This window comes from Streptomyces sp. NPDC090127 (assembly GCF_044746945.1).
In the GTDB taxonomy this organism is placed as follows: domain Bacteria; phylum Actinomycetota; class Actinomycetes; order Streptomycetales; family Streptomycetaceae; genus Streptomyces.
The window spans coordinates 200,290-213,052 of the sequence record NZ_JBIVDE010000001.1; the positions used below are offsets into that span (position 1 = coordinate 200,290).

Annotated in this window: 11 protein-coding genes; 5 read left to right on the forward strand and 6 right to left on the reverse strand. The window is 72.6% G+C overall.

The features are described from left to right. Window positions 1–96: 96 nt before the first annotated feature. A complete protein-coding gene (locus tag ACIPPS_RS00875; protein WP_401425211.1) occupies window positions 97–708 on the forward strand; it encodes a YceI family protein in 612 nt (203 codons plus the stop codon). Window positions 709–834: 126 nt separating this feature from the next. Beyond that, entirely contained in the window at window positions 835–2,025 is a 1,191-nt protein-coding gene (gene dnaN, locus ACIPPS_RS00880) for a DNA polymerase III subunit beta (protein WP_401425212.1), read from the forward strand. Window positions 2,026–2,187: 162 nt separating this feature from the next. Here dnaN and ACIPPS_RS00885 read toward each other — a convergent pair whose 3' ends face one another. Beyond that, window positions 2,188–3,528, reverse strand: a complete 1,341-nt coding sequence (locus tag ACIPPS_RS00885) for a hypothetical protein (RefSeq protein WP_401425213.1) — start codon at window positions 3,526–3,528, stop codon at window positions 2,188–2,190. 84 nt (window positions 3,529–3,612) lie between these two features. Continuing rightward, on the reverse strand, window positions 3,613–5,229 hold the full coding sequence (gene cimA / locus ACIPPS_RS00890; protein ID WP_401425215.1) for a citramalate synthase: 1,617 nt from the start codon (window positions 5,227–5,229) through the stop codon (window positions 3,613–3,615). Window positions 5,230–5,740: 511 nt separating this feature from the next. Between cimA and ACIPPS_RS00895 the strand changes: the two genes are divergently transcribed. After that, complete coding sequence (locus ACIPPS_RS00895) at window positions 5,741–6,451, forward strand: hypothetical protein (RefSeq protein WP_401425218.1); 711 nt, start codon at window positions 5,741–5,743, stop codon at window positions 6,449–6,451. 29 nt (window positions 6,452–6,480) lie between these two features. On the opposite strand, the gene ACIPPS_RS00900 is transcribed toward ACIPPS_RS00895, so the two are convergent. After that, entirely contained in the window at window positions 6,481–7,110 is a 630-nt protein-coding gene (locus ACIPPS_RS00900) for a TetR/AcrR family transcriptional regulator (protein WP_401425221.1), read from the reverse strand. Between the two features lie 170 nt (window positions 7,111–7,280). Here ACIPPS_RS00900 and ACIPPS_RS00905 point away from each other — a divergent pair, with 170 nt between their 5' ends. Then, on the forward strand, window positions 7,281–7,640 hold the full coding sequence (locus tag ACIPPS_RS00905; RefSeq protein WP_401425224.1) for a hypothetical protein: 360 nt from the start codon (window positions 7,281–7,283) through the stop codon (window positions 7,638–7,640). Window positions 7,641–7,690: 50 nt separating this feature from the next. Here the strand turns inward: ACIPPS_RS00905 and ACIPPS_RS00910 are convergent, their stop codons facing one another. Genes ACIPPS_RS00910 through ureA form a run of 3 tightly spaced genes read right to left on the reverse strand, consistent with a single transcriptional unit; the run spans window position 7,691 to window position 11,099 of the window. Beyond that, complete coding sequence (locus ACIPPS_RS00910; protein WP_401425227.1) at window positions 7,691–8,707, reverse strand: agmatine/peptidylarginine deiminase; 1,017 nt, start codon at window positions 8,705–8,707, stop codon at window positions 7,691–7,693. Window positions 8,708–8,718: 11 nt separating this feature from the next. Continuing rightward, a complete protein-coding gene (locus ACIPPS_RS00915) occupies window positions 8,719–10,401 on the reverse strand; it encodes an urease subunit alpha (RefSeq protein WP_401425230.1) in 1,683 nt (560 codons plus the stop codon). Beyond that, window positions 10,401–11,099 (reverse strand): urease subunit gamma, encoded by a 699-nt coding sequence (gene ureA / locus ACIPPS_RS00920; RefSeq protein ID WP_401425232.1) that lies wholly within the window; start codon window positions 11,097–11,099, stop codon window positions 10,401–10,403. Before ureA ends, ACIPPS_RS00915 begins: the two co-directional genes overlap by 1 nt. A 136-nt stretch (window positions 11,100–11,235) precedes the next feature. On the opposite strand from ureA, the gene ACIPPS_RS00925 reads away from it, so the two are divergent. Beyond that, window positions 11,236–12,657: a cytosine permease gene (locus ACIPPS_RS00925; RefSeq protein WP_401425234.1), complete on the forward strand. Its 1,422-nt coding sequence runs from the start codon at window positions 11,236–11,238 to the stop codon at window positions 12,655–12,657. Window positions 12,658–12,763 lie beyond the last annotated feature (106 nt).

Sequence of the window (12,763 nt, forward strand, 5' to 3'; positions counted from 1 at the left end):
GAACGGAATAGCGCTACGGTGGTTCTCGTTGAAGGTTCAACGAACTGGAACTCCACCCGGGGTTCCCTCCGGAACTCCGTCCCCAAGGAGCACGTCATGGGCATCTTCGGCCGCAAGAACACCGACTCCACCACCGCCGTCGCCACCCTCCCCGTCGACCCGGCGCTCGCCGCGCTGACCGGCGAGTACGCGATCGACCCGGCGCACAGCAGCATCGGCTTCACCGTCCGTCACGCCATGGTCACCAACGTGCGCGGCGGCTTCGCCGAGCACGAGGGCACCCTGAAGCTGGACGGCGAGAACCCGCACGCCTCCACCGCCTCGATCGACGTCACGATCGCCTCCATCGACACCGGCATCGCCGACCGTGACGGACACCTGCGCAGCGGTGACTTCTTCGACGCCGAGCAGTTCCCGCTCATGACCTTCCGCTCCACCGAGGCCGAGCAGCTGGGCGGCGACAAGTACCGGATCACCGGCGACCTCACGATCAAGGACGTGACGAAGCCGCTCTCCATCGACCTGGAGTTCAACGGCTCGGCCACGGACCCGTTCGGCAACGAGCGCGTCGGCTTCGAGGGCTCGGCCGAGATCCTGCGCTCCGACTGGGGCCTGACCTGGAACGCGGCGCTGGAGACCGGCGGCGTGATGGTCAGCGACAAGGTGAAGCTGACCTTCGACATCTCCGCGATCAAGGCAGCCGCCTGAGCCTGCGCGCGCCCTGCGCGACAGCGACGAAACGAGCGCGCCCGCCTCTCCGTTCCGACGGAGGGCGGGCGCTCGGCGTTCTGGTCGCGGGCGTCGTTGTCAGTGGTCGCCGCTAGCGTCGGCGGCATGGAATTTCGCATCGACAGCGGCGAGTTGGCCGACGCCGTCGCCTGGGCCGCCCGCGTCCTCCCCGCCCGCTCTCCAGTGCCCGTGCTCGGCGGGCTGCTCCTGGAGGCGTCGGACGGGCGCCTCCGCGTCTCCGGTCTGGACTACGAGGCCTCGGCCCGCATCGAGGTCGAGACGGAGACGGTACGGGAGGGCAGGGCGCTGGTCCTCGGGCGGCGGCTGCTCGACATCTGCAAGGTGCTGCCGCGAGGGCCGGTGGGGTGCGCGATCGAGGGGGCGCGGCTCTCGGTGACGGGCGGGGACGCCCGCTTCGGCCTCTCGCTGCTCCCGCTGGACGACTATCCGGCGCCGCCCGAGCTGCCCGCTTTCCGGGGCGTGGTGGACGCCGTGGCGTTCGCGGCGGCGGTCGGGCAGGTGGCTGTGGCGGCAGGCCGGGACGACTCGCTGCCGGTCCTGACGGGGGTACGGCTCGCCCTGGACGGCACGACGATGACGCTGGCCGCGACCGACCGGTACCGCTACGCGGTGCGGACGCTGGAGTGGAAGCCGGAGGACGAGGGCGACGCGGAAGTGGCCGGCGGGGGCGAGGGACCGGGCGTCGTCGGCGGGGGCGACGCGGACGTCGTCGGCGGGGGCGAGGGGGAGGCGACCGCCGGGAGCGCGGATGTCGTCGTGCCCGCGCGGCGCCTTGTCGAGATCGCCCGCTCGCTGACCTCGGCGGGACCGGTCCGGCTCGCCCTGGACGGCGGCTCGATCGGCTTCGAGAGCGAGGGCACCCGCACGACGACCCGGCTGCTCGACGGCCGGCTCCCCCGCCACGACAAGCTGTTCGCGCTCGGCGAGCACGCCGTCGCCGTGACGCCGCGAGCCCCGCTGGTGGAGGCCGTGAAGCGGGTCGCGGTGGTGGCGGAGGGCGACAGTCCGGTCCAGCTCGCCTTCACCGGGGACGCCGTGCACCTCCAGGCCGGGTACGAGGACGACGTGGCCTCGCAGCGGCTTCCGGCGGCCCTGGAGGGCGCCGAGGCGATGACGGTGGCGTTCAACCCGGGGTATCTGCTGGACGCGCTCGGCTCCTTCGGCACCGACACGGTCCGCTTCCACCTGCTGGGCGCGGGGCAGCGCGCACTGATCACGGACCGGGCGGACGGCGTCCACCAACACCTGCTGATGTCGGTGAAGCCGCTGGTGTAGCCCCGGCGTGCGGCCCGGGCCGCGGGTGGCTCCCGGGTGAGCCCCGGCCGCACCGATGGAGCTTCGCGCGCTTCGCGCGCTTCGCGCGCCCGGTCGCGCCGATCGAGGTTCGCTCGCGCGGTCGCGCCGATCGAGCTTCGACCGCGCGGCCGGGCGCGGCGGTCAGAACCCGCCACCGCCGAAGTCGCCGCCGCCGCCTCCGAAGTCCCCGAAGCCACCGCCCCCGTCCCCGCCGCCGAAGTCGCCGGAGTTGAAGTCGCCCCCGGAGAAGTCGCCGCCCTGGAACTCCCCGCCGCCGTACTCACCGGCGTAGGCAGGGGTGGCGAGCATCGAGCCGAGCATGGTGCCGACGAGCAGGCCGGGGAGCATGCCGCCGCCGAAGTAGCCGCCGGCCCAGGGGCCGTACGCCGGTCCCGCCTCCCAGTACGGGCGGCGGCCGGCGTCGGTCTCGACCGTACGGGCCAGCGGATCCTGCCCGTCGTCGAGGCGGGTGGCGTCGGCGGCGCAGACCGGGACCTCGCGGGCGGCGCCGCCGGACGGGGTCCAGGTCCGGTCCTCGACGGACGGGCCGTGCCGCGGGTCGAAGAAGCAGGGCGGCCGGCGCTCGGGCAGCCGGCGGGACTCGCGGCGGGCGGCGAGCACGGCGAGCGCGTAGCGGCCGTCCTCCAGGGCCTGGGTCACGCCCCGGACGTCGTGCGGGTGCGTGGCGGAGCCCATCAGCGACTTGGCCTTGTCGTACGAGTCGAGCGCGTGTTCGTAGTCGCCGCGCATCGCGTCGTCGGCGCCGGGCTCGGCGGGGTGGAAGTCGAGGCGTTCGAGCTCCTCGCCGAACGCGGTGATGTCCTCGTCGACGACCACGCGCAGCTTGTCGAGCGCGTCGCGCTGCTCGGCCTCCTTGCGGAGCCGGTTGCGGCGGACGATGGTGTACGCACCCGCGCCTCCGGCGGCGACGACCGCGCCGAGCGTGATCAGGCCGCCCACCGGGACGCCGTCGTCCGCGCCGGTCGAGCCCCAGGAGGAGGGGGCGCTCCCGCGCAGGGTCGGCAGGGCCTGGTCCACGAAGTTGTTCAGCTCGGTGGCGGTGTCGACCCCGGGCTGGCGCACGGAGGTGACCAGGTTGTCCACGGCGTCCGCGGACATCACCCGGCGGTCGGCGGCCGCGTCGAACCCGTCTCCGAGCCGGACCGCGTACAGCCCCGTCACCCCGGTCTGGGTGCGCAGGTTGCGCAGCAGGTTCTCGGGCGGGTACTCGCTGCTCGCGGGCAGCACCGCGATGAAGAGCGGCTTGTCCGCGTCCTCGATCTTCTGGGCGAGGGCGCTCGCCTGGGACGTCGAGAGCTGGTCACGCGCGCCCGGATCGACGTACACCGGCCCCTGCTTCAGGGCCGCCCCGGCGTCGGATATCCCGGTGGTCCCGGCCCCCGCGGAGGGGGCCAGGACCAGGAGCAGCAGCATGGCCAGCCCGGCGAGGGCCGACAGAAGGTGGAACGGCCTGGTCCTCATACCATCGAAAGTACCCCGAAAGGGTGTATGCGAGACATACAGCACCCCAGGTTGTGACGTGGAGGGACGTTCCCCGCTCGGGCTCTACTCGGCGGGGTCGATCCCCACCCGCAGCAGCCCGTACGTGTACGCGTCCTCCAGCGCCTGCCAGGACGCGGCGATCACGTTCTCCCCGACGCCGACCGTCGACCACTCCGCGTTGCCGTCGCTGGTGGTGATCAGGACACGGGTCGTGGACTCCGTGCCGTGACGGCCCTCCAGGATGCGGACCTTGTAGTCCACCAGCTCGAACTTGGCGAGCTGGGGGTAGATCCGCTCGAGACCGACCCGCATCGCGCGGTCGAGGGCGTTGACGGGGCCGTTGCCCTCGGCGGTGGCGACGATCCGCTCGCCCTTGGCCCAGAGCTTCACGGTCGCCTCGTTGGCGTGGGTGCCGTCGGGCCGGTCCTCGACGATCGCGCGCCAGGACTCCGTACGGAAGTAGCGGCGGGCCCGGCCCTCGGCCTCCTCGCGGAGCAGCAGCTCGAAGGAGGCGTCCGCGGCCTCGTAGGTGTAGCCCTTGAGCTCGCGCTCCTTGACCCGCTCGACGACCCGGCCGACGAGCGCGCGGTCGCCGCCGAGGTCGACGCCCAGCTCCTTGCCCTTCAGCTCGATGGAGGCACGGCCCGCCATGTCGGAGACGAGCATCCGCATGGTGTTGCCGACGAGCTCGGGGTCGATGTGCTGGTACAGGTCCGGGTCGACCTTGATCGCGGAGGCGTGCAGCCCGGCCTTGTGGGCGAAGGCCGAGACACCCACGTACGGCTGATGCGTGGAGGGCGTCAGGTTGACGACCTCGGCGATGGCGTGCGAGATCCGGGTCATCTCCTGGAGCGCGCCCTCGGGCAGCACCCGCTTGCCGTACTTGAGCTCCAGGGCGGCGACCACCGGGAAGAGGTTGGCGTTGCCGACGCGCTCGCCGTAGCCGTTGGCGGTGCACTGGACGTGCGTGGCGCCCGCGTCGACGGCGGCGAGCGTGTTGGCGACGGCGCAGCCGGTGTCGTCCTGGGCGTGGATGCCGAGCCGGGCGCCGGTGTCGGCGATGACGGTGGCGACGACGGCCTGGACCTGGGCGGGGAGCATGCCGCCGTTGGTGTCGCAGAGGATCACGACGTCGGCGCCGGCCTCGGCGGCGGCGCGGACGACGGCCTTGGCGTACCGCGGGTTGGCCTTGTAGCCGTCGAAGAAGTGCTCGCAGTCGACGAAGACGCGGCGGCCCTGGGCGCACAGGTGGGAGACGGTGTCGCGGACCATCTCCAGGTTCTCGTCCAGGGTGGTGCGCAGGGCCAGCTCGACGTGCCGGTCGTGCGCCTTGGCGACCAGGGTGATCACGGGGGCGCCGGAGTCGAGGAGTGCCTTGACCTGCGGGTCGTCGGCGGCGCTGCCCCCGGCCCGGCGGGTCGCGCCGAACGCGACGAGCTGCGCGTTCCTGAACGAGATCTCCTGCTGGGCGCGGGCGAAGAACTCCGTGTCGCGCGGGTTGGCGCCGGGCCAGCCGCCCTCGATGAATCCGACGCCGAAGTCGTCGAGGTGCCGCGCGATGGTCAGCTTGTCCGCGACGGTGAGGTTGATGCCTTCACGCTGCGCGCCGTCGCGCAGCGTCGTGTCGAAGACATGGAAGCTGTCGTCGAGGCGCGAGCTCTCGTCGGTCTCCGTGGTCATGGCTCTGATGGCTCCTGTCGGATGTGGCTCCGGAAGGTCTGGATCCACTTGCCCCCATTCTCACGCGCTGTCCGCTTCCGGCGGTGGTGGGGCCGGAAAACGAAAAAACCCCTCGCGGGTGCGAGAGGTCTGCGCGCGGGTCTGGGGCACGGTGTTCACTGCCGCGGGGGTGAAGGCGCGGTTCAGTGTCCACTGCGGACCGGCGCGCTGCTGCCGATAATCATCGTGTGAGCAAGCACGCGGGCAGTCTGCCACATCTGTACGGGTGACGGGATCGCGGTCTCAGGATGCGGGCGGTGGTCCGGTGGTAGGCCTCTTGCGTATGAGCACCTCACCCCCTTCCGGTCCACCGGCGGGACCACCTCGCGGGCCACTCGGCCCGGGTTCGGGGGGCGGCACCGTCCCGCCCGGCCCTCCCGGCCCCCCGGATCCTCCCGGCCCCGCCGACCGGCCCGAGCCCCCTCCCCGGGACTTCCGACGCCGCCGCACCCTCGTGCTCGCGGGGGCGGGCGTGGTCGTCGCCCTCGGCCTCGCGGTGGCGCTGGTGGCGCTGCTGCGCGGCGGTGACGGGGACGGCGGCGGGTCGGCGTCCTCGCCGCGCGTCAGCTCGCCGGGCGTGGCGGCGGAGGTCCCCGACGAAGCGGCCCGGGCGAAGGCCCAGACCCTCGCGGCCGGGGTGGCCATGGACGCCCCGGACTGGGGGCCCGGCTACGAGCGGGCGGAGCAGTACCAGAACGATCCCGCGCCGGAGTTGGAGGTCAAGTCGTCCTGCGAGATCTTCGACCAGACCGGCCGGAAGGGGACCCTGGCCGCGGTCCGCCGCTCGGTCCGGCAGCCGACGACCGGGCTGCTCCACCACACGGAGGTGCGGGTGTTCGCCGACGCGGCGACGGCGGAGTCGTACATGAGCGATGTGGAGAGCGGGACGCGGCGCTGTCAGGAGCAGACGAGCGGCAAGGTCCGCTTCGCCGACGTGCGCCAGGCCGGGGCGCCCGACGTGGCGGGGTACGACGCGATCGTCGCCGAGGACGGGCGGCAGGTCACCGACGAGAACGGCGCGAAGAGCGACTACCCGTACGTGCTGTACACGGGCCGCTCGGGCGCGGCCACCCTCTCCGTCTTCGCCTTCGGCGAGGCAGCCGCCGGCCAGGCGCCCCTCACCGAGCGGGCGACGGGCGCCCTCCAGAAGCTCCAGCGGCGCCTGGAGGCCGCCTCGCGGTGACCGGCCCGGGCGGCACGGGCGGCACGGGCCTACGGCTGCGGCGCCGCCAGCAGCGTCTGGGCCACGAACTCCCGTACGTGCGAGAGCACCTGCTCGCGCCCCGTGCCCGGGATGCCGACCGCCACATGGACGCTGAAGCCGTCGAGGAGGGCGCGCATCCGGGTCGCGTGGCGGTCGGGGTCGACGGGGCGGAACTCGCCCCGCGAGACCCCCTCGGCGATCAGCGCGACCAGGTCCCGGTGCCAGGCGCCCTCGATCGCGGCCTGGCGGGCGCGGGCGTCGTCGTCGGCGTTCTGGGACCGGTTCCAGACCTCCAGCCAGAGGGTCCAGTGGGGGTCGCGCGGGCCGCGCGGGACGTAGACGTCGATGTATCCGTGGAGCCGCTCGCGGGCGCTCCCGGGCCGGGAGAGCAGCGCGCTGCGCTCGGCGCCGAGCCGGCCCTCGCTCCACTCCAGGGTCTGCAGCAGCAGCTCGTCCTTGGTGCGGAAGTAGTAGAGCAGGTGCCCGCTGCTCATCCCGACCTGGCGCCCTAGCCCGGCCATGGTCAGCCCGTCGAGCCCGCGCTCGGCGATGGTGTCCATGGCGGCGGCGAGCAGCTCCTCGCGGGGAGGGGCCGCGTTGTTACGGCGGCGGGGAGGCGCCGGGTCGGTGCTGGTCACTCGTATGTTCTACCCGATCTCGGCTCGGACGGTCGCCGCAGTGTCCCGCGCGGTACGAAGCGGGTCACAGGCCGCGCCGTCCCATGATCCGAACACCCTTGCAGAAAACGGCACTTACCCGCTTATGATCACGGCGCAGCAGCTCGACGCAGCCAGTCACAGGGGGAATCATGAGCATCCGTAAGAAGGCCGCCACCACGGTCGGCGCGCTGGCGCTGGCCTTCGCCGGCGTCCTCGGCACCGCCGGTCAGTCCTTCGCCGGCGCCAATGGCCAGCAGCTGGTCTTCGCCGACGTGCGCGGCGACACCTACTCGGTCTACCTGGTCGGCACGAACCAGAACGGCCAGCGCGCCGACATCTGCTTCAACACCCCGGGCAGGACCACCTACGTCGGCGGCTGGTGGTGGAAGGGAACGGTCAGCTACATCGGCTGGGCGGGTGCCAACTGCGTCGGCGCCAGCCGTGGCTCGTTCAGCGCGACCATCCCCACCTACCAGACCGACACCGACTGGTACACGATCCACAACTGATCCGGCCGGGATCGGCCCCCGCCCACGGGCGGGGGCCGGTCCCGTCGTTCCTAGACCTTCGGCTGCTGCTGCGTGATGCAGTGGATGCCGCCGCCGCCCGCGAAGATCGCGCGGGCGTCGACCAGCGTCACGATGCGCTCCGGGAAGAGCCGGCGGAAGATGCCCGCCGCGATCTCGTCGTTCGGGTCGTCGAAGCCGCACAGGACCACTCCGCCGTTGCAGAGGTAGTGGTTGATGTACGAGTAGTCGACCCAGTCGCCCTCCTCGTCCTTCAGGACGGTCGGGGCCGGGATCTCCACGACCTCCAGCTGTCGTCCCCGGGCGTCCGTCGAGCGGCTGAGGATGTCGACGTACATCCGCGACCGCTCGTGGTCCGGGTGGGCCGGGTCCTGCTGGCTGTGGACGACGACGACACCGGGCCGGGCGAAGGCGGCGACGATGTCGACGTGGCCCTGGGTGCCGTAGAGGCCGTAGTCGCCGGTCAGGCCGTGCGGGAGCCAGATCGCCTTGGTCGTGCCGAGCTTGGCGTGGACCTCCGCCTCGACCTCCGCACGGCTCCACTCCGGGTTCCGGCCCGCGCCGAGCTGGACGGTGTCGGTCAGCAGGACCGTTCCCTCACCGTCGACGTGGATCGCGCCGCCCTCGTTGACCAGCGGGCTGCTCAGCACCGGGACGCCGACGAGGTCGGCGACATGGCGGGCGATCTTGGAGTCGTGCTCCCATCGGGCCCAGTCCTGGGCGCCCCAGCCGTTGAAGACCCAGTCCACGGCGGCCAGTCGCGTGCCGTCGGTGACGAAGGTCGGGCCGATGTCGCGCATCCAGGCGTCGTCCAGGTCGCGCTCGACCAGGTCGATGGCGTCGCCGAGCAGCGCCCGCGCGGAGTCCAGCTGGCCGGGGCCGGCCACCACGGTGACCGGCTCGAAGCGGCGTACGGCGCGGGCGACGGACGCCCACGCGGTGCGGGCCTCGGCCAGCTCCTCGTCGTTGGTGAACGTGGGGTTGGGGCCGGGCCAGGCCATCCACGTGCGCTCGTGCGGGGCCCACTCGGCCGGCATTCGGTAGGTCATGGGAGAGGTCCTCAGAGGAAGTAGAGACGGTTCAGGGAGATGGAGTCGGCCGGTTCGGAGCGGATCGGGTCGCCGTCCAGCGACACCAGTCCGGTCCGGCCGTCCACCCCCACCTGGCCGATGCGGCTGTTCAGGAGCAGGTCGCCGGGGCCGATGCCCCGGGTCCCGCGGACGGCGACGCGGCGGCGCCTGGTCGGCATCCGGTCGGAGCCGAGGTCGACGGCGGCCTGCGCGACGAAGGCGACCGAGATGTCGGCCGGGGCCGCTCCGTGGGCGCCGAAGAGCGGCCCGAGGACGAGCGGTTCGCAGGTGTCGGTGGCCGCGTTCGGATCGCCCACGACCCCCCACGCGGGGAAGCCGGACTTCAGCACCATCTGCGGCTTGGCACCGAAGTACTGCGGCCGCCACAGCACGATGTCGGCCATCTTGCCGACCTCGATCGAGCCGATCTCGTGGGCGAGGCCGTGGGCGATCGCCGGGTTGATGGTCAGCTTGGCCATGTAGCGGAGCACGCGCGCGTTGTCGTCGTGCTCGCCGTCGCCCTCCATGGGGCCCAGCTCGGCCTTCATCTTCCCGGCCATGGCGAAGGTCCGGCGTACGGTCTCGCCGGCCCTCCCCATCCCCTGCGCGTCGGACGAGGTGATCCCGATCGCGCCGAGGTCGTGCAGGACGTCCTCCGCCCCCATCGTCCCGGCCCTGATCCGGTCGCGCGCCATCGCGGCGTCGCCGGGCAGGTCGGTCTTCAGGTCGTGGACGGAGACGATCATCCCGTAGTGCTCCGCCACCGCGTCCCGGCCGAACGGCAGCGTGGGGTTGGTGGACGAGCCGATGACGTTCGGCACGCCCGCCATCTTCAGCACGTTCGGTACGTGTCCGCCGCCGCAGCCCTCGATGTGGAAGGCGTGGATCGTCCGGCCGTCGAGGACGTTCAACGTGTCCTCGACGGACAGGCACTCGTTCAGGCCGTCGCTGTGCAGCGCGACCTGGACGTCGTGCTCCTCGGCGACCCGGAGAGCGGTGTCCAGGGCCCGGGTGTGGGCGCCCATGTCCTCGTGCACCTTGAAGCCGGACGCGCCGCCCTCGGCGAGGGCCTCCACCAGCGGGGCGGGGTGCGAGGACGAGCCGCGCGCCAGGAAGCCGATGTTGACCGGCCACGCGTCGAACGCGCTGAAGGCGTGCCGGAGGGCCCATGGCGAGTTGACGCCAACCCCCCAGACAGGACCGAACTCCTGTCCGATGATGGTGGTGACACCAGAGGCGAGGGAGGCCTCCATGATGCGCGGGGACAGCAGGTGGACATGGGTGTCCACGGCACCGGCGGTGGCGATGAGCCCCTCGCCGGAGACGATCGACGTGCCGGTGCCGACGACGACGTCGACACCGTCGAGGGTGTCCGGGTTGCCGGCCCGCCCGATGGCGTGGATCCGGCCCTCGCGAATACCGATGGAGACCTTGCGGATGCCCTGGACGGCGTCGATGACGAGGACGTTGCTGATCACGACGTCACAGGTCTCGCGGACGGCCGCCGCCTTGAGGTGAAGCCCGTCACGGGCGGTCTTGCCGAAGCCCGCCAGGAACTCGTCGCCGGGCTTCTGCGAGTCCGACTCCACCCGGACGACGAGCCCGGAGTCACCGAGGACGACCCGGTCGCCCGCGCGCGGTCCGTGCACCGATGCGTACTCGTACGGGTCCATCACTCGCCCTCCTTCGTGAGCTGTACGCCCAGGTAGCCGCAGGCGGCGGCGCGCCGCAGGGCCTCGTCCTTCGCGCCGGGCGCGTCCAGCGGGCCGTCGACCAGGCCCGCGAAACCGATGGCGATCCGCTCGCCGCCGATCGGCACGAGACCGACCTCCGCCTCGCCGCCCGGGTCGAAGCGGAAGGAGGAGCCGGCGGGGACGGCGAGACGCATGCCGTAGGCGGCGGCGCGGTCGAAGTCCAGGCGCGGGTTGGCCTCGAAGAAATGGAAGTGGGAGGTGACACTGACCGGCACGGTCGCCGTGTTGCGGACCGGGAGGAGCAGCGCGGGGAGCGGCTCGTCCTCGGTGGGGCCCGGCAGCAGCGCGCCCGGGGCGGCGTCGCCCAGGGAGGGGCCGCCGATCGGGTCGGAGACGACCGCGAGCCGCGAGCCGTCGTCGAAAACGGCCTCGACATGCACTTCGGTGACGACATCGGCCACCCCCGGCAGCACGTCGTCGGGGCCCAGCACGGACCGGGCGGCGTCGATCGCCTCGGCGAGCCGTCGGCCGTCGCGGGCCGCCTCGCAGACCGTGTCCGCGATGAGGGCCGTCGCCTCCGGCACATTGAGCCGAAGGCCCCGGGCCCGGCGGGCCCGCGCGAGTTCGGCGGCGCCGAAGAGCAGCAGCCGGTCGCGTTCCGTGGGGGTCAGTCGCACGTCCACACACCTCCTGTTTGAGCGACACTCTAAACGTTGAATGCTGCGTATCCAAGCATTGACGTACGCGTCAGTAGTACGTCACATTGAGCGTCACTCTAAATCCTGTCCGCCCGCTTGCCCCGCAGGAGCACCTATGCCGATCGAACAGCGCGGAGTCGACACCATCCCCGAAGCGGAACGCACCAGCGGCCCGCGTGACCTTCTGGCGATCCTCCTCGGATCGAACCTCTGCCTCGGAGTCGTCGTCTTCGGCTGGCTGCCGGTCTCCTTCGGCCTCGGCCTGTGGGCGTCGGTGACCTCCGTGGTCGCCGGCACCCTCGTCGGTGTCGCCGTGACCGCCCCGCTCGCGCTGGTCTCGCTGCGCACCGCGACGAACCTCTCGACCTCCAGCGGCGCCTTCTTCGGCGTGCGCGGCCGGCTCGTCGGCTCGGTGGTGGGGCTGCTGCTCTCCCTCGGCTACACGGCCCTGACACTGTGGATCGGCGGGGACGTGGTGGTCGGCACGCTCGCCCGGCTGACCGGCCTGCCCTCCGGCGGGGCCACCCACGCGGTGGTCTACGCGGTGCTGGCCGCGTGCACGGTCGTCGGCGCGGTGTTCGGCTACGGTCTGCTGCTCCGGCTCAGCAAGGCGCTCGCGATCGGGATGACCCTGCTGCTCGGCCTGGGCCTGGTCGCCTACGGGGGCGACCTCACGGTGGCCCCGGTGGCCGACACCCCGTACCTGCTCGGCTCGTTCTGGCCGACGTGGGTGCTGGCGGCGGTGGCGGCCGGGCTCAGCGGCCCGGTCGCGTTCATCACGCTGCTCGGCGACTACACCCGCTACATATCCCCCGCGCGCCACAGCTCCAGGACCGTCTGGAGGACCACCTGTCTGGGGCTGGTCGCCGGCCTGCTGATCCCTCAGCTCTTCGGTACGTACACCGCGTTGGCCGCGCGGGGCGCCCTCGACTACGCGGGCCCGCTCGTCGCGGCCTCCCCCGCCTGGTACGTGGTGCCGCTGCTGCTCGCGGCGACCGCCGGCACGGTCGGCAACGCGGGCCTGATGCTGTACTCGATGGGCCTGGACCTGGACGCGATCCTGCCCCGGGTGTCCCGGGCCCGGGCCACGCTGGTGGTGGCGGCGGTGGCGACGGCCTTCGTCTTCCTCGGCCACTTCGCCTCGGACGCGCAGTCGGCGATGACCTCGTTCGTCCTGCTGCTGACGGCGATCGGTACGCCGTGGGCGGTGATCACGCTCATCGGGCATGCCCGCTGCAAGGGCGCGTACGACCCGGAGGCGCTCCAGGTCTACAACCGCCGGGCGCGGGGCGGCGCGTACTGGTTCACGGCCGGCTGGCACCCGCGCGCCACGGTGTGCTGGGTGCTCGGCGCGGCCACGGGCCTCGCCGCCGTGTCGACGCCGCTCTACGAGGGGCCGCTGCTCGCTCTCACCGGCGGGATCGACTGCAGCTTCGTGCTGTCGGGAGTGGTGGGCGGGCTGCTGTACGCGGTGCTGACGCCGCGCACGGCGACGGTGGCGGACGTGCGGCCGAAGCCGGAGGCGGTCGCTTCCTGACCCCTCCCGGTCGCCGGGCCCGGCGACCGGCGGACACGCGGCGGCCCCCGGGCGGAGCACCTGCTCGCACCCGGGGGCCCGAAAGCGCCTGGCACAACCGGCGTCT

What these genes read in the sequence shown, in the direction of transcription:
- ACIPPS_RS00875 (WP_401425211.1), top strand. Translation starts at nt 97, where the DNA reads ATGGGCATCTTCGGCCGCAAGAACACCGACTCCACCACCGCCGTCGCC.
- dnaN (WP_401425212.1), top strand. Translation starts at nt 835, where the DNA reads ATGGAATTTCGCATCGACAGCGGCGAGTTGGCCGACGCCGTCGCCTGG.
- ACIPPS_RS00885 (WP_401425213.1), bottom strand. Translation starts at nt 3,528, where the DNA reads ATGAGGACCAGGCCGTTCCACCTTCTGTCGGCCCTCGCCGGGCTGGCC.
- cimA (WP_401425215.1), bottom strand. Translation starts at nt 5,229, where the DNA reads ATGACCACGGAGACCGACGAGAGCTCGCGCCTCGACGACAGCTTCCAT.
- ACIPPS_RS00905 (WP_401425224.1), top strand. Translation starts at nt 7,281, where the DNA reads ATGAGCATCCGTAAGAAGGCCGCCACCACGGTCGGCGCGCTGGCGCTG.
- ACIPPS_RS00910 (WP_401425227.1), bottom strand. Translation starts at nt 8,707, where the DNA reads ATGACCTACCGAATGCCGGCCGAGTGGGCCCCGCACGAGCGCACGTGG.
- ACIPPS_RS00915 (WP_401425230.1), bottom strand. Translation starts at nt 10,401, where the DNA reads ATGGACCCGTACGAGTACGCATCGGTGCACGGACCGCGCGCGGGCGAC.
- ACIPPS_RS00925 (WP_401425234.1), top strand. Translation starts at nt 11,236, where the DNA reads ATGCCGATCGAACAGCGCGGAGTCGACACCATCCCCGAAGCGGAACGC.